Raw genomic sequence first — 20189 nt, 5'->3', positions numbered from 1 at the left:
AAACCCTGACGAAAAACAGCCAATCGTCAAAATTGACGTGTCGAAAGGGCAGGGGATGTGACATGGATTGAATTTCCGTCACGTAAAAAACAATTCGGCTGGAGCCGGCGGCAGAATGGTTCAGACTTAACATAATTCCCTGACGGAAGCATGCGATGAAACCGGCGATTCTGGTGGTTGATGATGATGTCGCAGTCTGCGAACTGCTACAGGATGTGCTCAGCGAGCACGTCTTTACCGTGCTGACGTGTCACACCGGTCAGGAAGCGGTGAACCGTGTCCAGCAGGACTCCGGCATTGCGCTGGTTCTGCTGGACATGATGCTGCCGGATATCAACGGATTACAGGTTTTGCTGCAGATGCAAAAGCGGCGACCGTCGCTACCGGTGGTGATGCTGACGGGGCTGGGAAGTGAATCAGATGTGGTCGTCGGGCTGGAAATGGGCGCTGATGATTACATCGGAAAACCGTTCAATCCGCGCGTGGTGGTCGCCCGCGTTAAGGCGGTGCTGCGTCGTACCGGTGCGCTGGCCGCGGAGCCTGCCGCGCCGCGCGTTGAAGGTATTGCCTTTAACGGCTGGACGCTGGACACCACCCGCTGCGAGCTGAGCGATCCGCAGCGTAATACCGTGCCGTTAACCCAGGGCGAATATGGCCTGCTGCTGGCATTAACGCAAAACGCCCGCCGGGTACTGAGCCGTGAACAACTGCTTGAACTGACCCACAGCGAAAGCGCCGAGGTCTTTGACCGCACTATCGACGTGTTGATCATGCGGTTGCGGCGAAAAATTGAGGTTAATCCGCACCAGCCTCTGCTGATCAAAACCATTCGCGGTCTGGGCTATGTTTTTGCCACGGACGTTTCCCATCATGAGAAAGCCGCCTGACCGTTCTCCTGAATAAACGTCTGAAGCTCGGCCAGCGTTTTCGCGCCGTCAATTGCATTAGCCGCCAGCAGGCTGGCCCGCGCGCAGGCGTGCGCCAGATAAATACTCTCCGTCAGCGGCAGGGATTCATGGCAGCCGTATAAAAAGCCCGCGCAAAACGCGTCGCCCGCGCCGACGCTGCCGATAATCTCGTCCTGCGTCAGCTTCCACGACGGAACCCATTGCCCTTTTTCACCCGGCGCTTCACCCCATGCCCCTTCCGGACAGTGGATCACCACCCGCTGTCGCACGCCTGCCGCCAGCAGCTGTGCGGCAGCGTCGGCGATATGGGCCATGTTCAGCGCATCATGGCCGTCGCGGATCTCAAGCCCGCTAAACTCACCGGCTTCCAGCTCGTTAATCACCAGATAATCAAGATGGCGCAGGGCAGGGAGCACCAGCGGCTGATAGCGCGGGTCGCCCTTGCGGGACACCAGATCGAGCGAGGTTTCATACCCCTGATCGTGCATCTGTGCCAGTAACCGCGCGCTGCGGGTGCCAAATTCCTCGTCCGGCATATCCAGGCTGTCGAGCAGCAGCAGATAGCCGAGATGGAAGATCTTCAGCGATCCGTCTAAACGATCGAAGGCGGGAAGATCCAGCAGGCGGTTGGCGCCCGGCGAGTGGAAAAAGGTGCGCTGTCCGCTGGGGTCGGTCATCACCTGCGACATCGACGTTGGGGAGAACGTCGTGCGCTGCACGCGCTGGCGATTGACGTGATACTGGTCGAGCATCGCCAGAATATAGTCTCCGTCGCTGTCTTCCCCAATCAGCCCCACCGCCTGTAACGGCAGGCCGACGTGCATTTTCGCCAGCGTCAGCAGAACGTTGAGTGGCGCACCGCCGGTTGAGCGTTCGCTGTGGGTGATTTCTGCCAGCCAGCCGCGCTCCGGCCACTGTACGATCTGGTGGACGTGATCCACCAGCATATTGCCTGCGGCGACGATCCCTTTGCGTTCCATTAGGCCTGCCCCGCACTGCCGAAGATGCGCATCTGTTCCGCAACCGTATCGGTAATGGCCTCTTCAATGCCCAGCAGCAGCTCGGCAAACTCATCGTAAAGCGATTGGCGGTTCGCCATGCGTTGCTCAACGGCGGCAAGTGCGGCCTGCGACATGCCGGTATAGAAATTGATTTTATGAATACCGAGTTCAATGGCGCGGCGGAAATCAGTGTCGCTTATGCCAGAGCCACCGTGTAAAACCAGCGGCAGGCCCGTCTGCTGGCGAATGGCGTCCAGACGCGGAAAATCAAGCTTCGGCTCGCCCTTGTATTTGCCGTGCGCGTTGCCAATGGCAACCGCCAGCGCATCGATGCCGGTTGAATCAACAAATTCGCGCGCCAGTTGCGGGTCGGTAAAGAAGGCTTCATCCGCATGACCGTACAGCGCGCCACCTTCATCCCCGCCTACCGCGCCCAGCTCCGCCTCTACCGAGACGCCCACCGCGTGGCACATCTTCACCACTTCCCGGGTCTGGCGGATATTTTCCTCATAGCTCAGCGTGGAGCCGTCGAACATCACCGAGCTGAACCCTAAACGCAGGGCGCGCACCACCGCCTCAAAATGCAGGCCGTGGTCGAGGTTCAGCACCACGGGAATATCGTGGCGGGCAGCTTCGAATTTCACCGCTTCCACCAGCGACTCCAGAGACACGTACTTAAAATGCACTTCGGCGATGTTGATGATAAACGGCGAGCGTTCCTGCTTCGCGGCGGCAAACAGCGCGCGCAGAAAATGGGAGTCGAGCACGTTGAACGCGCCCAGGGCGTAGCGGTGTTCCCTGGCGTGGGCCAGACCGTCGGCAAGAGAAATCAATGGCATCATTCACTCCTTATATCCGAAAGAGGGTGTACTCGTTGCACAGCACCAGCACCGCCGGTTCGTCTTCTTCAATGGTGTTGTAGCGGTCAATGGGCTGTAAAAAGTGGTTGTCGTGTTCATCGTCATTGACCGACGACACTTCGCCCACCAGCACGTCACCAAAGCCGCGTTCACCCCAGAAACTGTGGTACAGGCCGGGCGTCAGGCAGATGCTCTCCCCAGGCGTGAGGCGCAGCTGGCTGCCGGGCGCGTGCGTCTGCCGACAGCCGTCTATCGTGACGGTCACGTCGGTGTTTTCGGTCTCTTCATGCGCGCCCGCATTCCATAACTCAATAATCAGATTCCCGCCGCCGCGGTTAATAATGTCCTCCCGCTTGCGCCAGTGAAAATGCATCGGCGTCACCTGGCCGTCGCGGACGTGCATGATTTTTTCGGCATAGCACTTTTCATAGGGCACGCCGTTGGGGGAGCCGTTGCGCAGGGTGAACAGCGTTAACCCCTGTGCAGCGAAGTTGTTGCCACCAAATGCCGTCACGTCCCAGCCGAGCCTGAGGTCAAACACCTCCTGCCAGGCGGCCTGGTCAAGCTGCTGCCATTTTGTCGGCGGAAAGCTGGCAAAAGGGGGGAGATGCACGTCGTGCATGGAGAAGAACTGCCGTGTGTGGCCGAGGATTTCATTGATGTCGGAGCGTTTCATGGGGACTCCTTACTTTTTTTGCCGCCCCCTCACCCCAAAGGGGAGAGGGAACTTGAACACCCTCTCTCCTTTGGGGAGAGGGTCGGGGTGAGGGGCTTACTTAACCGTCCACCCCTTATACGTGCCGACGTTCTTTTTATCGATCATCGTCACCGGGATCAGCACGGGCTCTTTCGGCGCAGGTTTGCCCTGAAGAATGTCATAGCCGATCTCCACCGCCTTCGCCGCCATCACCTGCGGATCCTGCGCCGGGGTAGCAACAAACAGCGAGTTTTCGCGCTTCAGGGCTTCTTCACCATCCGGGCTGCCATCCACGCCAACGATAAAGAATTCATTGCGTTGCGCCTGTTTAGCCGCCAGATCGGCGCCGATCGCGGTCGGATCGTTAATCGCGAATACGCCGTCGATCTTCGGATTGGCCGCCAGCAGGGAGGTCATGACCTCCAGGCCGCCTTCGCGGCTGCCTTTGGCGTTCTGATTATCCGAGAGCACTTTGATATCCGGGTGGCGCCTGAACTCGGTCTGGCAGCCCTCCACGCGGTTTTGTACCGCAGAAACCGGCGGTCCGTTGATGATCACCACGTTGCCTTTACCTTTCAGGCGGTCGGTAATGTACTTACAGGCCATTTCCCCCGCCTGAGTGTTATCGGAGGTGATGGTCGCATCGGCCCCTTCCGCCGCCACGTCCACCGCCACGACCACGATCCCCGCCTCTTTAGCGCGTTTTACCGCGGGGCCGATCCCTTTGGAATCCGCGGCATTGAGGATGATCATGTCTACTTTCGCCGCAATGAAGTTATCGATCTGCGACACCTGCTGGCCCAGATCGTACCCGCTGGAGACCAGCGTCACCTTGACGTTATCTCCCGCCAGCTTGCGCGCTTCCAGCTCGGCACCTTTGGTGATCTGCACGAAGAACGGGTTAGCCAGGTCACCCACCGTCACGCCGATGGATTTCAGATCTTTTGCCTGCGCAAACGGGGTTGCGGCCAGCAGCGCGCCAGCACAGAGCGCGGTCACTAAGGGCTTCAATCTCATGCTGTATTCCTCACGTAGGGTATTGTTGTTATGCACTTTGATGGTGTCGGGTACGGTATTTGTCGATCAGCACCGCTATGATGATCACCGCCCCTTTGATCACCAGCTGCCAGAAATAGGAGACGCCCATCAGCGTCATGCCGTTGTTGAGGGTGGCGATGATCAGCGCGCCCACCAGGGTGCCGGTGATCGTGCCGATCCCGCCGACGAAGCTGGTGCCGCCGAGGATCACCGCCGCAATCGCATCCAGCTCGTACCCCGTGCCGAGGTTGCCGTTGGCGCTGTAGAGACGTGAAGCGCTCATCACGCCGCCTAAGCCCGAGAGCAGGCCACTCATGCCGTAGACAAACAGCAGCACCAGCCAGACCTTAATGCCGGTTAAGCGTGCCGCCTGCATGTTGCCACCAACCGCATAGATGTGAACGCCGAGGGTGGTGCGGCGCAGGATGAACCAGCACACCACAATCACCGCCAGGGCGATCACCACCAGCCACGGAATCGGGCCGAGGTAGTTATTGCCGATCCACTCGAAGTTAATGTTGGAGTTAATAACCGTCGTGCCGTCCGCCAGCAGATAGGCCGCGCCGCGCAGCGCCGTATAGGTGCCGAGCGTAACGATAAACGGCGGAAGTCCGGCGAAGGCCACCAGCGCACCGTTGAACAGCCCCAGCACCATACCGAGCATCAGCGCCGCCGGAATGGAGAGCATCGCAAATTCAGGGATAAGCGAGACCACCATCGCCGCCACTGCCGTGGTGCCCAGAATCGAGCCCACGGAGAGGTCAATCCCGCCGGTCAGGATGATGAAGGTCATCCCGGCCGCCAGCACAATGTTGATCGACGCCTGCCGGGTAATGTTGAGCAGATTACTCTCGGTGAAAAAGTTCGGGGCGATAAAGCCAAATACCGCCACAATCAGGATTAAAATCGGCAAAATGCCGATCGTTTGCATCAGATCGCTCATCAGCATTTTTTTGGCGGAGGCGGATTTCGCCACCTGCTGCGGATGGGTTGGAGTTGTCATAATTACACCGCCTGATGATGTGTGTCGTTTACGCCGGTTGCCAGCGTCATGATGTTTTCCTGAGAGATGTCGCGCCCGTGCAGTTCACCCGCAATGCTGCCTTCCCGCATCACGTACACCCGGTCGCTCATCCCTACTACTTCCGGCAGCTCGCTGGAGATCATCAGTATCGCAACGCCTTTGCGCGCCATCTGGTTCATGATGCGGTAGATCTCGCTTTTTGCGCCGACGTCTACGCCGCGCGTGGGCTCGTCCAGAATCAGAATGCGCGGGCCTATCGCCACCCAGCGGGAGATCAGCAGTTTTTGCTGGTTGCCGCCGGAGAGCCCGCCCGCGCGCACCTGTGAATGGGGCACGCGGATATTGAGCAGGGCGATGGCGTCGTCGGAAATAGACTGCGCTTTTTTGCGGTTCAGCCAGCCGAAGGTGGCGTCGCGCTCCAGCGTCGCCATGGTGATGTTCTCCTGCGCCGCCAGCTCCAGAAACAGACCTTGCTCCTTGCGGTTCTCGGTAAGAAAACCGATGCCGTTCTCAATGGCCGCGCGCGGGGAGTGGATCACCACCGGTTCGCCGTCCACCTCAATCATGCCGCCGGTGGCTTTGCGCACGCCGAAGATCAGCTGCGCCAGCTCGGAACGCCCGGCCCCGACCAGCCCCGCCAGCCCGACGATTTCACCGGAGCGCACCTGCAAACTGCACGGCTGTACTTTTTTGCCGTCGGTGAGGTGGTGGACGTTAAGACGCGGGCTGCCGAGGGGAATATCGCGCTCTTTGTTAAACAGATCGCTGAGCGGACGGCCCACCATCATGCGCACCAGCTCGGAGGCGTTGAGCTTGTCGCGCGTCAGGCTGCCGACGTATTGCCCGTCGCGTAGCACGCTGACGCGGTCAGAGAGTTCATACACTTCCGCCATCCGGTGGCTGATGTAAATAATCGCCATGCCTTCATCGCGCAGGCGCAAAATCAGTTCGAACAGACGGTGGGTTTCGCGTGAGGAGAGGGCGGCGGTAGGTTCGTCCATCACCAGAATGCGGCTGTTGCGGTGCAGGGCGCGGGCGATCTCCACCTGCTGCTGCTCGGCGATGGTCAGTTTCATGACCAGGTCGGTGGCGCTGAACTGCGCACCGAGGCGGTCAATGACCGCCTGCGCCTGGGCAGCCATCTCTTTGCGCTGGACCAGCCCGCCGCGCGACAGCTCGCTGCCGAGAAAAATGTTTTCCGCCACGGTCAGGTTAGGAGCAAGCTGCATCTCCTGATAAATCAGGGTAATGCCTGCGGCCAGCGCATCCTTCGGCCCTTTGATATGAAACGGCTTACCGTCGATGAGGATGTCGCCGCTGCTGGCGGTATAGGCACCTGCGAGGATCTTCATCAGCGTGCTTTTTCCGGCGCCGTTTTCCCCCATCAGCGCGTGGATCTCACCGGGGAAAACCGTCAAATCCACGCCCTTGAGCGCGTGGAAATTGCCAAAGGTTTTGGCAATGTGGCGCATCTCTAAAACCGGGGTTCTGCTCATGGCGGATCTCCTGTGAATGTCGATATCTGCACTTCATCACAGGCGCGTAAATGCAAAATGTCAGAAGCTGTTCATATTTGTCATAGTTATGAATAGCTAATCGCCATCACATTTTCCTTTTCCCTCTCCCTGTGGGAGAGGGCCAGGGTGAAGGCACCAATCCGCAGAGGAGCCCAAACCCATGTCTTCACGCCCCCCGTTCTTCACCAGCGCCCGCGGACGCCTGCTGATTTTTAATCTGCTGGTGGTCGCCGTCACGCTGATGGTCAGCGGTGTGGCGGTGCTCGGCTTTCGTCACGCCAGCCAGATCCAGGAGCAGGTCCAACAGCAAACGCTGGATGACATGACCGGCAGCATGAACCTCGCCCGTGATACCGCAAATGTGGCAACGGCGGCGGTGCGGCTGTCGCAGGTGGTCGGTGCGCTGGAGTACAAAGGCGAAGCCGAGCGGCTGAAACAGACGCAGATGGCGCTGCGCCACTCGCTGGATCAACTTGCCGATGCGCCGCTGGCGCAGCAGGAGCCGGCGCTGGTGGCGCGAATTATTCGCAGGAGTAATGAATTACAGCAGAGCGTGACGGGAATGCTGGAGCGCGGGCAAAAGCGGCATCTGGAGCGTAACGCGCTGCTCAGCTCGCTCTATCAAAGCCAAAGCTACCTGCGTCATTTGCAGGATATCAACCGCCGTTACGCGAGCAATGTGCCAGACGCCCGACAGCTTGCAGAGATGGACAGGCTGATCGTTGCCGCCATTGATACCCCTTCACCGCGCGCCACGGTGCAGCAGCTGGATGCAGTAACCGCGGGGTTATCCGCGAGCGCCCTGCAACCGGTGGCCAACCTGGTGCTCCCGGATTTTAATGATGAGCTGCGCAAGCTCGCACCACTGTCGACGCAGCTGGAGGAGAGCGATCTGTCCATCAGCTGGTACATGTTCCACATCAAGGCGCTGGTGGCGATATTAAACAGCGACATTAATCAGTACGTTGAACAGGTGGCGCAGGCTTCCCGGCTTCGCACGGCCCAGAGCCATCACGAGCTGCAATCCATCAGCGTGTTTATCAGCATCTTCGCGGTGCTGGCGCTGATCATCACCGGCTGTGCCTGCTGGTATATTTACCGCAATCTGGGCTCCAACCTGACGGCTATCTCAAGGGCGATGTCGCGTCTCGCTCACGGGGAGCAGGATGTGTCGGTGCCCGCGCTACAGCGGCGTGATGAGCTGGGGGAACTGGCGCGCGCGTTTAACGTTTTCGCCCGCAATACCGCTTCGCTGGAGCACACCACGCGGCTGCTGAAGGAGAAGACCTCACAGATGGAGGTTGACCGCATCGAACGTCAGGGGCTGGAGGAGGCGCTGCTGCACAGCCAGAAAATGAAGGCGGTCGGGCAACTGACGGGTGGCCTGGCGCATGATTTTAATAACCTGCTGGCGGTGATTATCGGCAGTCTGGAGCTGACCGATTCGGCATCACCGGACGCGCCGCGCATCACCCGTGCGCTTAAAGCCGCGGAACGCGGAGCCATGCTCACCCAGCGTCTGCTGGCCTTCTCGCGCAAGCAATCCCTGCAACCCCATGCGGTAGAGATGAAGCCGCTGCTGGAGAACCTGAGCGAGCTGATGCGGCACTCGCTTCCCGCCACGCTGACGCTGGATATTGAAGCGCAAACCCCGGCGTGGCCCGCATGGATTGACGTCAGCCAGCTGGAAAACGCCATTATCAACCTGGTAATGAACGCCCGTGACGCAATGGAGGGGCAATACGGTGTGATCAAAATCCGCACCTGGAACCAGCGTGTGACCCGCAGCGACGGGCGCAGGCAGGATATGGTCGCGCTGGAGGTGATTGACCACGGCTGCGGGATGTCGCAGGAGGTGAAATCGCAGGTCTTTGAACCGTTCTTCACCACCAAACAGACCGGCAGCGGCAGCGGGCTAGGGCTGTCGATGGTGTACGGCTTTGTGCGCCAGTCGGGTGGTCGCGTTGAGATCGAAAGCGCGCCGGGGCAGGGAACCACCGTGCGGCTCCAGCTGCCGCGCTCGACGCTGCCCGCGTTCTCCGATGATGTCGTGCTGGCGACCACGGCCCCGGCAGAAAGTGAGCTGCTTGTGCTGGTCCTGGAAGATGAGGCGGGCGTGCGTCAGACCCTGTGCGAGCAACTGCACCAGCTTGGCTACCTGACACTTGAAGCCGAAAACGGCGAGCAGGCGCTGAACATGCTGGACGCGTCGCCGGATATCGGTATGTTTATCAGCGACCTGATGTTGCCGGGCGGCCTGAGCGGTGCGGAGGTGATCGGCCATGTACGCAGCCACTATCCGCAGTTGCCGGTTCTGCTGATCAGCGGGCAGGATTTGCGCCCGGCGCATAACCCGCAGCTGCCGGACGTTCCGTTACTGCGAAAACCGTTCACCCGCGCACAGCTGGCGCAGGCGCTGCGCAAGGTGATGGTAATTTGAGATTGCCCATTCTTTTCAGAATTTAACACCTGTTTCAGCTATTTACAGTGCTGTTTCGCCATGTAACCATCCTCGCTTAACCTCATTTTAAACAAGGTCTTTGTTATGGATAACTGGCTGGCGCTCTTCGACGGACAGACCCGTTACACCCTGGACATTACGGACTCCCGCGTCACGCCCGACGTGCTGCGTTTTAAGGGCCGCGAGGCCCTCAGCGAGCCCTTCCGCTGGACCATCGACTTCACCACCCCGCAGAATAATCTCGCCCCCGAAGAGGTACTGATGAAGTACGCCACCCTGCGCATGCACAGCGGGAAGGCAGTGCACGGCATCATCACCCGTCTGGAGTGGCTTTCCACCACCGCCGACCAGTCGCATTACCGGGTGGAGCTGAGCTCCCGTCTGGCGCTGCTCAGCCGCACCCGCCAGTGCCGCATTTTCCAGAACCAGTCCCTGCCGGAGGTGGTGGAGCAGGTGCTGCGTCAGCACGGGCTGGAAGGGCCGGACTTTGAGTTTCGTCTGGAGCGCAGCTATCCGGCGCGGGAACTTATCACCCAGTGGCGGGAGACGGATTTACAGTTTATCCAGCGCATTCTGTCAGAGGTGGGGATTTACTGGCGTACGGAGATGGATGATGTGCGCGGTCTGGATACGTACATTTTTGCCGACAGCCAGCTTAACTACCGGTTTGACGTGCGCCTGCCGTACCGTGAGCCATCGGGTCTGTTTGACGGCGCGGCAGAATCGGTCTGGGATGTGCGGACCTGGCACAGAGTAGTCACCGGCACCGTCGCCACGCGGGATTACAACTACCGGACAGCCACCACGCCGATGGATGCGACGGTCAGTGTGCGTAACGATGCGGTCACCACCGGGGAAAATTACCGCTACGCAGCGCCTTACCGTGACACAGGTGACGACACCAGCCCTGAGCCGGAAACCGAATCCGGCGCTTTTTATGCCCGCATCTACCACGAGCGGGAGCTGAACAAATCAGCCCGCATCCACCTGTTCAGCAATGCTGCCCACCTCACGCCCGGGCAGGTGCTGGAGCCGCAGGGCGATGTCATTACGGCCCTGAAAGAGGGTGTTGTCCTCACGCTTGTGACCTTCCGGGGAGCGCGGGATTCCCGCCTGCACGTGTCGGTATGGGGCATGCCCTACACCGAGCATTACTGTTTCCGCCCGACGGAAGTTTCGCGCCCGGAAATTCACGGCACGCTTCCGGCGCGGATTGAGAGCCGGGAAAAGAACGATATCTACGCCCACCTGGACGACCAGGGCCGCTACCGCGTCAGGCTGGACTTTGACCGGGACGATGCTGAACAGGGATTCGCATACCTGTGGCTGCGGATGGCGAAACCGTATGCCGGCGAGACGTATGGCTGGCATACGCCACTGACCGACGGGACCGAAGTGGCGGTTGCGTACAGCAACGGTGATATTGACCTGCCGTACATCGCGTATGCGCTGCACGACTCGGAACATCCTGACACCGTGAACAGGGACAACCATACCCGCAACGTGCTGCGCACGCCCGCCAATAACAAGCTGCGGATGGAGGATAAGCGCGGGGAGGAGCATGTCAAGCTCGCCACGGAATACGGCAAAACGCAGCTGAACAGCGGGCATCTGGTGGACGCGCAGGAGCAGCCCCGGGGCAAAGGCTTTGAACTCCGGACCAATGAGCACGGCGTCATTCGCGTGGCAAAGGGACTGTTTGTCACTGCGGACGGGCAGCAGAAGGCCGCAGGCGGGGTGCTGGACATGAGCACGGCGCTGAGAGAAATCGATGTCTGCCTGAAACAGCTTCAGCAGCTGGAGGTGGCGGCAGAGCAGGCGCAGGCGCTGAAGGCGGATATCGACAGCCAGATACAGATGTTTGAGCAGCGCCTGAAGCCCCTTAACGAAACCCTGCTGTTCTCTGCCCCGGAAGGCGTTGCCGTGACCAGCGGGGAGCACATGCAGATGGCGGCCACAAAAAACGTCGCTGTTAACGCCGGAGGGGATATCAGTACCGGTGTCATGGGCAACATGACGGCGCTGGCTGGGGAAAAGCTGGGACTGTTTGCCAGAACGGGCCAGCTGAGCCTGAAAGCCAGTGAAGGCCCGGTGGAGATGCAGGCGCAGAACGGGAAAATGCAGCTGTTCGCGGAGAAAAAGCTCACCCTGTCGTCTGCGAGTGACATCACGTTTGCGGGCAAGAAGCGCATCACGCTCATCGGGGGCGGGAGCTACCTGCGGCTGGAGGCCGGGAAGGTGGAGTATGGCACGACGGCGATGTATATACGGAAGGTTAAACGGACAATGGCGGCAACCCCAGCCACAATGCCGCTATCCATACCGCTTCTCCCGGGTCAGTATCCACCACTTAATGGCAAGATATGTATTGAGTGTCTCCTCAATGCCATTAAAGCCAACGACACTATCGTGCAGGGAGCGTAGTCAATGGATGTCACAAAAATGATGCATATGCTACCTGAATCAACTCACACCCATCTCTTTCTGTTGCTGGAAGGCGGTGCGCAAACATCGGACGCTTTTCAGGCTTTTTATAACGAACATGCGTCCTCTCTGTATTCACTTTATCTCCATCCGCAACTTGCAGAATTCAGAAACTATGGCCCCTGGTTATTTGCTTTAGAAAATAAGGAGGCGCTACAGCGTTATATTTATTCTATGCCAGGTTTAGTGGCTGTTATCGCCTCTTCACGTTCAGGATGCGCTTTAGCCGTTCAGCTTTCCGCGGCATGCACAATTATTTCGCCTGATGGATCAGCGGCTTTAGTGCGTTTTTATACCCGTGATGCCATGAATCTGCTGACGAGCTGTAACGATCGGGAATGGCACAGTATGTTATTCAGAGGGGTTTCACATTGGTGGACATCTGGAGAAAATGGATTGCATCCAGTAGATATTCCCCCTTCACGGGTAATAAATGCGAGAGACAGCACCATACGACTGAATAAAGAAGAATGGCTATATATCGCGGATGAACCGGTTGTGACTAGTGTGTTAACCGCATGGCAAAAGTTGCCCTCCAGCAAGCATTTTTCTCCTTGCGCACAACGCGATATGGTCAAAAAAGCACTGAGCAAAGCCTGCGAAGCGAAAATGAAAGCGGGCACAGAACAAAAACTGTATGCCCTTTTTTATCTTACTGGTGGTAAAAAGCTCGTGGAGTCTGGAGTTATACAATCTGCATTAGAAGATGTGGCTCAGGGAAAAGTCTCGCTGGAGCAAGTCTTAAAAAATAACATTCAACATCAGGGATGAAAATAAACCATGGGATTTTTCAGTGCGTATAAAAGAATAGACGGTGCGGTTAACCGGGGTTATGCCCGCTGGGGAAAATGGATCTGGGGTGCACTGTTACTGCCGGTGATGATTTATCTTGGCTGGTCGGTGTGGGCTGCGGTCTGGGGACCACCATCGGGGCCGGTAACGCTGATTATTCACAGTGAACTCGACAGGCCTGTTTTAGGGTTTAGCGTGAATGGTATGGCGGGAGGGAATGCGTTCGCGCGTGATAAAACAAATCCTTACGGGACTGGTCCTGGCGCAGCCACCTGCTGCGGTAGTGTCAGCGGGGATAAGGCTGAAGTGATCTGGACGCTCAGTACCACAAGAGCGCAATACGATGCAGGGCTACGTAAAGAAACCCGTAAGTTAACAATTCCTTTGCCAAAACGTGAGTGGGGTGAAAATTATCTCCATACCTATTTCCTGCCTGATGACAAAGTCTATTTATGGTGGAGCACGGGTTTTAACAGCCCTTCAGCCGATGATATTGCCGCACAGGTCGCGAAAAAACAGCGCCAGAATATGCACTGATTTTAAAGGATTAAAATGGGATTTTTTAACGCGTTCGACAAAATAGACAGTGCAGTTACCCGGGGTTATGCCCGCTGGGGAAAATGGCTCTGGGGTGCACTGTTACTGCCGGTGGTGATATATCTTGGCTGGTCGGTGTGGGCTGCGGTCTGGCGACCACCATCGGGGCCGGTAACGCTGATTATTCACAGTGAAATAGACAGGCCTGTAAGAGGTTTTAGCGTAAATGGTATGGCGGGGGGGAACGCATTCGCGCGTGATAAAACAAACCCTTACGGGACTGGTCCTGGCGCAGCCACCTGCTGCGGAAGCATCCACGGGGATACAGCAGAAATTATCTGGACTGTCGATTACACACTTGCGCAATACAAAGCGGGGATGAGAACAGAAGTCCACAAAAAAATATTACCCATGCCGCAGCGCCAGTGGGGTGAGAATTATCTTCATACCTATTTCCTGCCTGATGACAAAGTCTATTTATGGTGGAGCACAGGTTTCAACAGCCCTTCAGCCGATGATATTGCCGCACAGGTGGCGAAAAAACAGCGCCAGAATATCCACTGATTTTAAGGGACTAAAATGGGATTTTTTAACGCGTTCGACAAAATAGACAGTGCAGTTACCCGGGGTTATGCCCGCTGGGGAAAATGGCTCTGGGGTGCACTGTTACTGCCGGTGGTGATATATCTTGGCTGGTCGGTGTGGGCGGCTGTCTGGGGACCTCCATCGGGGCCGGTTACGCTGATTATTCACAGTGAGCTCGACAGACCTGTTCTGGGGTTTAGCGTAAACGGGGTGGCAGGTTCGAATGCATTTGCTCATGGCGGGGGCGGTGCCACCTGCTGCGGCAGCATCAGCGGGGATAAGGCCGAGGTGATCTGGACACTAGATATAACTCACGAGCAATACCTTAAAGGTATGAGATTAGAAACACGCCGCACGGTAATGCCTATGCCTGGTCGCCAGTGGGGTGAAAACTATCTTCATGTCTATTTTCTGCCTGAAGATAATGTCCGGTTATGGTGGAGTACCGGATTTAATCATCCTGATTCTCACGATATCAAAGACCAAACCGCAGAATTAAAAAAAGGAAAATAAGATATGGATATTGAAAGCCTTATTGCGGCAGCAAACCGGGCTCAGCAGGCGGAAGATGCTGGTTTAGGGAACTGTTCACGGGTATGGCATGTGGGGTTCTTTTTTGATGGAATTCATCGAAATATCGAACAGGATGCGCCGGAGCATCGTCTCAGCAACATTGCTCGTTTGTTTCGAGCATTTCCAGATGATGCACAAAAATCAAATAAAGAGTACTACTCTAAATTCTACATTTCAGGACTGGGCACTCCTTTTAATGAAACTGTCGTTGAAAAGCTTCACACCATCATGGACAGTGGCCTGGGCAGCATAAAGGATGAGTTAAAAGGACAGCCCGGTGAAATGGCCAAAGACGCGGGCATGGATTCCATAAAGGGCAACAACTGGTACGAGGTTTTAAAAAACCAGGGAAAGAAACTTCTTAACCCTACGGAATGGAAAAAACTGGCCTCCGATACGGCAAAAAAGGCTGCCAAAAAAAGTGTCATCGAAGCAACTTCCTGGCTCCGTGATAACCCTGTGATAGCCGATATGCTGGTAACGGGTGCTGATACCCGTATTGCATCGACAAAAATATCGTTTGAAGAAGGATACAAAGAAGCCGTTAAAAAAAGCCCGGTTCCCATCAAGCTTATCTCTGTTTCACTGTTCGGCTTCGATCTCGGTGCTACCCTGGCACGTAAATTTCTCGACAGTCTGCTAAAAGACATCTGTAAGAAAGAGGGGGATAAATACATCTATCAGGGCATACCCGTTGATATCGTCTTCACAGGCCTGTTTGACTGCTCGCGACGCACATCGGCCAGCAACAACAACGGTGTGGATTACTTTATCTCTGCGTTTGGCGGGCCGATAAAAGGCATCAGCGTATTGCTGGGGGATAAGTCCATCGACCAGGACACCCCACTGTCTAAGGCGGTAAAGAAAAGCCTGCATCTCGTTGCCGCCCATGAAACCCGCGTCTGGCGCTGCCTGTACCGTACCGGCAATAACCCGGCGCACAAGGAAGAGCTCAGTCCCGGCTGCGCGGAGGATGTTGGCGGAGGTCTGAAACCGGACGAACAGAAACCCAGTGCGGAACTCTGCCGCGTGGCGCTGCACAGGATGTACCGCGAGGCGACCATGGCGGGTGTGCCTTTCCCTGATTTTCAAAGTTTGAAATCTTACTCCGAAACCGTAGCCAGCTATTTCATCGTCCAGGACAACGTTAAAAACCAGTCCGTCCTGCAATGGGCGAAGGCGTACCAGAGCGCGCTGCCCTTTACCTCATTAAATACCGCTTGCCAGAACCGGCATCTGGACAGCTATATCGACTGGCTGGGTCGTCAGTACTATCAGTACCGCACGGAATGCCTGAAATACGAAAAGCAGCGCGGTGATACGCTGGCCTCAGCTGGCGCATCGGCAGGGTTTGCAGGCATTACGCAGGAAGCGAAGGAGACCGCCGGGCAGTACGCGAATGAACTTGCTGTACTACAGCAAAACTGGGGATGGCTTGATTACGTAAAGAATGCGGCTATAAGAATGCGAAACAGTATGGAACAGAACCCTATGGACAGACGCCGGGATATCGTTCCGAACGTGTATGGACCCGCGCTGTGGCGTGCGAAGCGATTTCTGGACTATTTCCATGCGGCGAACCTCGGTAAACCCCAGCCGTTTCCCATAGATACGGCACCGTCAGAAATGTACGCATGGTTTGTACACGACCTGCAAACGGTAGACAAAGGCGCAGGTATTTCGCAGGACTTTTTTGTGATCCGCTCAATGGAGATGCCTGAGGCCTGATAAGTACTGTTAACAACAGAATTTGAGATTCCTCCGCTACACCGGCCAGTAGCCAGTCATTACCTTAAGGCCAGTTCACCTGCGAGTCTGGCCTTATGAAACGTTACTCTACCGTCCTGTTATTTGGTCTGCTGACTTTAACCAGCCAACTGGCGCATGCCGATGTGATTGATGATGCTATTGGCAATATTCAGCAGGCGATCAACGACGCCTATAACCCCGGCAGCAGCCGTAATGACGATGACGACGATCGTTACGATCGCAGCCGTCAAACCGACAGCCGCCAGTACGACGATCGTCGCCGGCAGTTAGAAGACCGACGCCAGCGCTTAGACGAGCGTCAGCGGCAGCTGGATGACGACCGGCGTCGGTTAGAGGAGGATGAGCGCCGGTTAGAGGATGATTACGATCGGTGGTAAACCCCGGTATCGCAACGCGTAGGCCGGGTAAGGCGCAGCCGCCACCCGGCAAAACCTAATCCAGCACCAGTACCATCCCGTCATACCCCGCTTCAATGCCGTCCGGCAGCGGGTTATCCATCATCCAGACGTCAAACTGATGACTGATATGCGTCAGGATCACCTGCGGACAGCCAATCACCTCGTTCAGCGCAATCACCGTATTCAAATCACAGTGGTTGCGCGGCGTCTCCTGGCGCGGTTCATGGCTACAGTCAATAATCATCGCCTGCGGCTGATTATTTAGCAGAAACGTCACCGTTTTATCCGGTAGCCCGGCGGTATCAGAAAGCCACGCCACGCGGCTGTGGGCGGACTCGAGCAGATAGCCAAATGTGAGTTTTGAATGGTTGAGCGGCAGCGGCGTGACCCGCAAGCCCTGAAGTTCAAACGTCACAAACGGCTCCACCGTGTGGCTGAAATCGAGAAGGCCCGGATGTTTGAACAGGTCGTCACAGCCTGCGTCGTCCGGCGGACCGTAAACCGGAATGGTCGCCCCCACGCCCCAGCGCAGAGGAAACAGCCCCTGAACGTGATCCATATGATAGTGGGTAAGCAAAAACTGCCTGAAACTCCCTGCGGGCCAGTCGTCCATCAGGTGTGGAATACCCGCGTCCAGCAAGGTGACCGCATCGTTGAATTTCACCGCCGCGCTACAGGGGCGACGGCGATGGTTTTCCTGCAAACGCGCCCGTCGGCACGCCGCGCAGTCGCAGCCAAACACCGGCACCAGCTGCGCCCCTCCGGTTCCTGTCAGCGTGATCGTCAGACTCATAACGCACCTCTACAGCGGTTTGGTGAAGCGGAAATGGCTTTGCGTATACCCTTCACGTACATAAAAACGGTGCGCATCCACGCGCTTCACGCTGGTGGAAAGCTCGGTCAGCTCGGCGCCTGCCTGGCGTGCGATCTCCTCTGCCCAGGCCAGCAGCTGGCTGCCCACTTTTAATCCGCGCGCCTGCGGCATCACCACCAGCTCCTGGATCTCGCCGATCCAGCGGGCGTGGTGCAGGTGAAACTGCATGTGCAGGCCGATCATCCCGATGATCTTCCCGTCCAGCTCGGCCAGCTGGTAGCGCATATTGTGATCCTGCAAGTTGGCCAGATACCCGGCGTGAAACGCCTGATGATCGAACTCGGCCTGCTTAAGTTCGCAGATCAGAGCGTAAACGATCGGCGCATCGTCGGCGGTGGCGGGGCGAAGCTGGCAGTCAGGCATGCTGTTTCTCCTTCTGGCGAATAAGCGATAGAAAGGTCTCGACTGACTGTAGCAAACTTCCGTCGTTATTGAGGAGATGGCAACCCGACGGGGTGTAGCGCGCCGCCCGTTCCAGCCGCTGGTCGATCTCGCGTGCGTTTTCGCGCCCCCGCTTTTGCAGCCGGCTACGCAGAACCTCCGGGGAAACCTGCAAACAGACCGGGAGCAGCGCCGCTTCGTACCGGGCGCGAGCCTGCGGGAGATGCGCCCGTGAGCCGTTAACCAGCACGTCGAACCCCGCGTGCAGCCAGAGGTCAATCTCAATGCCGACGCCATAGTAGTAACCGTTGGCATGCCAGCTTAGCGCCAGCAGGTTTTGTCCGGCGCGAGTAAAAAACTCCTGCTCACTCAGGGCGATATGGTTCTCGCTTCCGGCGTTGGCATCGCGCGTGATATAGCGGTGCGCCACCAACAGCTGTGAGTGTTCCCGCTGCCGTAACGCCGACAGCAGGCTGTCCTTCCCGGAGCCGGACGGGCCCATTAACCAGATGAGTCTTCCCATCAGAACACCCTTTTTCCCTGACGCCAGACGTGGTCGATATGAATGTGCTCGCCCTTACGGTGCGCCAGCACCAGATCGGCCCGTTTCCCCTCGGCAATTTCCCCGCGATCGTGAAGATTAAGCGCCGAGGCCGGGTTTTTCGTCACCAGACGAATCGCCTGCGGCAGCGTGAAGCTATTGCCTTCGTCGTCCGCGACGCGGAAGGCCGCGTCCAGCAGGCTGGCGGGGTAATAGTCAGATGAGAGGATATCCAGCAGGCCAAGGGAGGCGAGCTTGCTTGCCGCCACGTTGCCGGAGTGTGACCCGCCGCGCACGATGTTCGGCGCACCCATTAGCACGTTCATGCCATGCTTACGCGATGCCTCTGCCGCCTCGAACGTGGTGGGAAATTCGGCGATTACGCTCCCAAGCTGGTGGGATTCGCGAACATGGTCGTGCGTGGCATCATCATGGCTGGCCAGGGCAATATTACGGTCACGGCACATCGCGGCAATGGAGAGGCGATTCGGCTGCGACCACCGCGCTGCAAGCTGGAGCTGCTCTTCTTCATAGCGCGCCATCTCGGCATCATTGAGCGCGTATTTGCCCTGATAGTATTCGCGATACTTTTCAATGTTGGCGAACTGGCGCTGCCCCGGCGAGTGATCCATCAGGGAAACCAGCGAGACCGGCTCGCGGCCCACCAGCTTTTCAAACAGCGGCAGGGTGGTGTGGTGCGGCAGCTCGCAGCGCAGGTGCAGGCGGTGCTCGGCGCGGTTGAGGCCGCGCTTTTGCGTCTCCTCCACGGCGTTGATCATCTTCTCCAGGTTCTCCAGCCGATCGCCGCCGTCGCGCACGTCGCCGATCGCCACCGCGTCCAGCACCGTGGTGATGCCGCTGGCGACCATCAGCGCGTCGTGGCTGCTCATCGCTGAATGCGCGGGCCAGTCGACCTTCGGGCGGGGCGTGAAAAATTTATCAAGATTATCGGTATGCAGCTCAATCAGCCCCGGCAGCAGCCAACCGCCTTCGCCATCCATCGCGTCCGGTGAGCGGCTCTGGGTTTCAGCAAAGGCGCGGATGACACCGTCCCGGACCTCAACCGAGCCGTTCACGACTTCATTTTCCAGTACCAGCCTGACGTTATTGATAATCATACGTTTGTCCCCATCGGGTGCAGTCTGTCCGCCACGCGATGGCGTACGGCGTCGTCGTGGAAGATCCCGACGATCGCCGCGCCGCGCGCTTTGGCCTGTTCGATCAGTTCCATCACCGCTGCGCTGTTTTTACTGTCGAGCGAGGCGGTGGGTTCATCCAGAAGTAAAATCGGGTAATCGACGATAAAGCCGCGGGCGATGTTCACGCGCTGCTGTTCGCCGCCGGAAAAGGTCGACGGGGCGAGGTGCCACAGACGCTCCGGTACGTTGAGACGCGTCAGCAGGCTGGCGGCTTTAGCGGCGCAGGTTTCGCGCGGCACGCCGAGATCCAGCAGGGGCTGCATGACCACGTCCAGGGCAGAGATCCGCGGGATCACCCGCAGGAACTGGCTGACCCAGCCGATCGTCGAGCGGCGTACTTCCAGCACCTTGCGCGCGGGAGCCTGGACCAGATCGACCCATTCATTGTTATGGCGGATATGAATATGGCCTTCGTCCGGCAGGTAGTTGGCATACAGGGAGCGCAGCAGGGTGGATTTTCCGCTGCCGGAATGGCCATGCAGCACCACGCATTCGCTGTTGCTGACCTCTAATGAGGCATTTTGCAGTACCGGCAGGCGGACACCGTTT

20 protein-coding genes are annotated in these 20189 nt (G+C 57.7%); 9 read left to right on the top strand and 11 right to left on the bottom strand.

Going from position 1 to position 20189, the window contains the following annotated elements:
- The first annotated feature begins 155 nt into the window (after window positions 1-155).
- A complete protein-coding gene (locus tag ACOTXC_RS18435) occupies window positions 156-887 on the top strand; it encodes a response regulator (RefSeq protein WP_022646769.1) in 732 nt (243 codons plus the stop codon).
- Here the strand turns inward: ACOTXC_RS18435 and ACOTXC_RS18430 are convergent.
- From ACOTXC_RS18430 to ACOTXC_RS18405, 6 genes are all read right to left on the bottom strand, one after another.
- Entirely contained in the window at window positions 869-1888 is a 1020-nt protein-coding gene (locus ACOTXC_RS18430; protein WP_023299104.1) for a carbohydrate kinase family protein, read from the bottom strand. The genes ACOTXC_RS18435 and ACOTXC_RS18430 overlap by 19 nt on opposite strands.
- A complete protein-coding gene (locus ACOTXC_RS18425; RefSeq protein WP_022646771.1) occupies window positions 1888-2748 on the bottom strand; it encodes a ketose 1,6-bisphosphate aldolase in 861 nt (286 codons plus the stop codon). Before ACOTXC_RS18425 ends, ACOTXC_RS18430 begins: the two co-directional genes overlap by 1 nt.
- A 10-nt stretch (window positions 2749-2758) precedes the next feature.
- Window positions 2759-3445, bottom strand: coding sequence for a D-lyxose/D-mannose family sugar isomerase (locus ACOTXC_RS18420; RefSeq protein ID WP_045309106.1), 687 nt, complete (start codon window positions 3443-3445; stop codon window positions 2759-2761).
- 96 nt (window positions 3446-3541) lie between these two features.
- A complete protein-coding gene (locus tag ACOTXC_RS18415; RefSeq protein WP_003860240.1) occupies window positions 3542-4483 on the bottom strand; it encodes an ABC transporter substrate-binding protein in 942 nt (313 codons plus the stop codon).
- Window positions 4484-4511: 28 nt separating this feature from the next.
- Window positions 4512-5507, bottom strand: coding sequence for an ABC transporter permease subunit (locus ACOTXC_RS18410; RefSeq protein WP_003860239.1), 996 nt, complete (start codon window positions 5505-5507; stop codon window positions 4512-4514).
- Window positions 5508-5509: 2 nt separating this feature from the next.
- The gene (locus ACOTXC_RS18405; RefSeq protein ID WP_045309105.1) at window positions 5510-7024 is read right to left on the bottom strand and encodes a sugar ABC transporter ATP-binding protein; all 1515 of its coding nucleotides are present in this window, start codon (window positions 7022-7024) and stop codon (window positions 5510-5512) included.
- A 181-nt stretch (window positions 7025-7205) separates the two neighbouring features.
- Here ACOTXC_RS18405 and ACOTXC_RS18400 point away from each other — a divergent pair, with 181 nt between their 5' ends.
- From ACOTXC_RS18400 to yjdP, 8 genes are all read left to right on the top strand, one after another.
- Complete coding sequence (locus tag ACOTXC_RS18400) at window positions 7206-9485, top strand: hybrid sensor histidine kinase/response regulator (protein ID WP_199160095.1); 2280 nt, start codon at window positions 7206-7208, stop codon at window positions 9483-9485.
- A 105-nt stretch (window positions 9486-9590) separates the two neighbouring features.
- Window positions 9591-11930: a type VI secretion system Vgr family protein gene (locus ACOTXC_RS18395; protein ID WP_421767888.1), complete on the top strand. Its 2340-nt coding sequence runs from the start codon at window positions 9591-9593 to the stop codon at window positions 11928-11930.
- 3 nt (window positions 11931-11933) lie between these two features.
- Window positions 11934-12761, top strand: coding sequence for a DUF4123 domain-containing protein (locus tag ACOTXC_RS18390; protein WP_058677490.1), 828 nt, complete (start codon window positions 11934-11936; stop codon window positions 12759-12761).
- 9 nt (window positions 12762-12770) lie between these two features.
- Window positions 12771-13319, top strand: coding sequence for a hypothetical protein (locus tag ACOTXC_RS18385; protein ID WP_421767887.1), 549 nt, complete (start codon window positions 12771-12773; stop codon window positions 13317-13319).
- A gap of 15 nt (window positions 13320-13334) precedes the next feature.
- Window positions 13335-13883 carry a hypothetical protein gene (locus tag ACOTXC_RS18380; RefSeq protein WP_421767886.1) on the top strand — a complete coding sequence of 183 codons (549 nt, stop codon included), beginning with the start codon at window positions 13335-13337 and terminating at the stop codon, window positions 13881-13883.
- A gap of 15 nt (window positions 13884-13898) precedes the next feature.
- Window positions 13899-14417 (top strand): hypothetical protein, encoded by a 519-nt coding sequence (locus ACOTXC_RS18375; RefSeq protein ID WP_421767885.1) that lies wholly within the window; start codon window positions 13899-13901, stop codon window positions 14415-14417.
- 3 nt (window positions 14418-14420) lie between these two features.
- A complete protein-coding gene (locus ACOTXC_RS18370; protein ID WP_421767884.1) occupies window positions 14421-16205 on the top strand; it encodes a hypothetical protein in 1785 nt (594 codons plus the stop codon).
- Window positions 16206-16300: 95 nt separating this feature from the next.
- The gene (gene yjdP / locus ACOTXC_RS18365) at window positions 16301-16624 is read left to right on the top strand and encodes a DDRRRQL repeat protein YjdP (RefSeq protein ID WP_063163962.1); all 324 of its coding nucleotides are present in this window, start codon (window positions 16301-16303) and stop codon (window positions 16622-16624) included.
- Between the two features lie 55 nt (window positions 16625-16679).
- Here the strand turns inward: yjdP and phnP are convergent, their stop codons facing one another.
- The 5 genes from phnP to phnL all read right to left on the bottom strand — a co-directional run.
- Window positions 16680-17438: a phosphonate metabolism protein PhnP gene (gene phnP / locus ACOTXC_RS18360; protein WP_022646776.1), complete on the bottom strand. Its 759-nt coding sequence runs from the start codon at window positions 17436-17438 to the stop codon at window positions 16680-16682.
- A 9-nt stretch (window positions 17439-17447) separates the two neighbouring features.
- Window positions 17448-17882 (bottom strand): aminoalkylphosphonate N-acetyltransferase, encoded by a 435-nt coding sequence (phnO, locus tag ACOTXC_RS18355; protein ID WP_022646777.1) that lies wholly within the window; start codon window positions 17880-17882, stop codon window positions 17448-17450.
- Window positions 17875-18426 (bottom strand): ribose 1,5-bisphosphokinase, encoded by a 552-nt coding sequence (gene phnN / locus ACOTXC_RS18350; protein ID WP_032621424.1) that lies wholly within the window; start codon window positions 18424-18426, stop codon window positions 17875-17877. The genes phnO and phnN overlap by 8 nt, the downstream gene beginning before the upstream one ends.
- Window positions 18423-19559, bottom strand: a complete 1137-nt coding sequence (gene phnM / locus ACOTXC_RS18345) for an alpha-D-ribose 1-methylphosphonate 5-triphosphate diphosphatase (RefSeq protein WP_038415093.1) — start codon at window positions 19557-19559, stop codon at window positions 18423-18425. The genes phnN and phnM overlap by 4 nt, the downstream gene beginning before the upstream one ends.
- Window positions 19556-20189, bottom strand: a 634-nt coding sequence (gene phnL / locus ACOTXC_RS18340; protein ID WP_421767883.1) for a phosphonate C-P lyase system protein PhnL, incomplete at its 5' end; no start/stop codon positions are given. The genes phnL and phnM, both read right to left, overlap by 4 nt.

Source organism: Enterobacter cloacae complex sp. IR5428 (assembly GCF_049238585.1).
Lineage (GTDB): Bacteria > Pseudomonadota > Gammaproteobacteria > Enterobacterales > Enterobacteriaceae > Enterobacter > Enterobacter intestinihominis.
This window is presented reverse-complemented; position numbering and strand designations above follow the sequence as displayed.

What these genes read in the sequence shown, in the direction of transcription:
- yjdP (WP_063163962.1), top strand. Translation starts at nt 16,301, where the DNA reads ATGAAACGTTACTCTACCGTCCTGTTATTTGGTCTGCTGACTTTAACC.
- ACOTXC_RS18390 (WP_058677490.1), top strand. Translation starts at nt 11,934, where the DNA reads ATGGATGTCACAAAAATGATGCATATGCTACCTGAATCAACTCACACC.
- ACOTXC_RS18380 (WP_421767886.1), top strand. Translation starts at nt 13,335, where the DNA reads ATGGGATTTTTTAACGCGTTCGACAAAATAGACAGTGCAGTTACCCGG.
- ACOTXC_RS18425 (WP_022646771.1), bottom strand. Translation starts at nt 2,748, where the DNA reads ATGCCATTGATTTCTCTTGCCGACGGTCTGGCCCACGCCAGGGAACAC.
- ACOTXC_RS18405 (WP_045309105.1), bottom strand. Translation starts at nt 7,024, where the DNA reads ATGAGCAGAACCCCGGTTTTAGAGATGCGCCACATTGCCAAAACCTTT.
- ACOTXC_RS18435 (WP_022646769.1), top strand. Translation starts at nt 156, where the DNA reads ATGAAACCGGCGATTCTGGTGGTTGATGATGATGTCGCAGTCTGCGAA.
- ACOTXC_RS18420 (WP_045309106.1), bottom strand. Translation starts at nt 3,445, where the DNA reads ATGAAACGCTCCGACATCAATGAAATCCTCGGCCACACACGGCAGTTC.
- phnO (WP_022646777.1), bottom strand. Translation starts at nt 17,882, where the DNA reads ATGCCTGACTGCCAGCTTCGCCCCGCCACCGCCGACGATGCGCCGATC.
- ACOTXC_RS18385 (WP_421767887.1), top strand. Translation starts at nt 12,771, where the DNA reads ATGGGATTTTTCAGTGCGTATAAAAGAATAGACGGTGCGGTTAACCGG.
- ACOTXC_RS18375 (WP_421767885.1), top strand. Translation starts at nt 13,899, where the DNA reads ATGGGATTTTTTAACGCGTTCGACAAAATAGACAGTGCAGTTACCCGG.
- ACOTXC_RS18430 (WP_023299104.1), bottom strand. Translation starts at nt 1,888, where the DNA reads ATGGAACGCAAAGGGATCGTCGCCGCAGGCAATATGCTGGTGGATCAC.
- phnP (WP_022646776.1), bottom strand. Translation starts at nt 17,438, where the DNA reads ATGAGTCTGACGATCACGCTGACAGGAACCGGAGGGGCGCAGCTGGTG.
- ACOTXC_RS18410 (WP_003860239.1), bottom strand. Translation starts at nt 5,507, where the DNA reads ATGACAACTCCAACCCATCCGCAGCAGGTGGCGAAATCCGCCTCCGCC.
- ACOTXC_RS18370 (WP_421767884.1), top strand. Translation starts at nt 14,421, where the DNA reads ATGGATATTGAAAGCCTTATTGCGGCAGCAAACCGGGCTCAGCAGGCG.
- phnM (WP_038415093.1), bottom strand. Translation starts at nt 19,559, where the DNA reads ATGATTATCAATAACGTCAGGCTGGTACTGGAAAATGAAGTCGTGAAC.
- ACOTXC_RS18415 (WP_003860240.1), bottom strand. Translation starts at nt 4,483, where the DNA reads ATGAGATTGAAGCCCTTAGTGACCGCGCTCTGTGCTGGCGCGCTGCTG.
- ACOTXC_RS18400 (WP_199160095.1), top strand. Translation starts at nt 7,206, where the DNA reads ATGTCTTCACGCCCCCCGTTCTTCACCAGCGCCCGCGGACGCCTGCTG.
- ACOTXC_RS18395 (WP_421767888.1), top strand. Translation starts at nt 9,591, where the DNA reads ATGGATAACTGGCTGGCGCTCTTCGACGGACAGACCCGTTACACCCTG.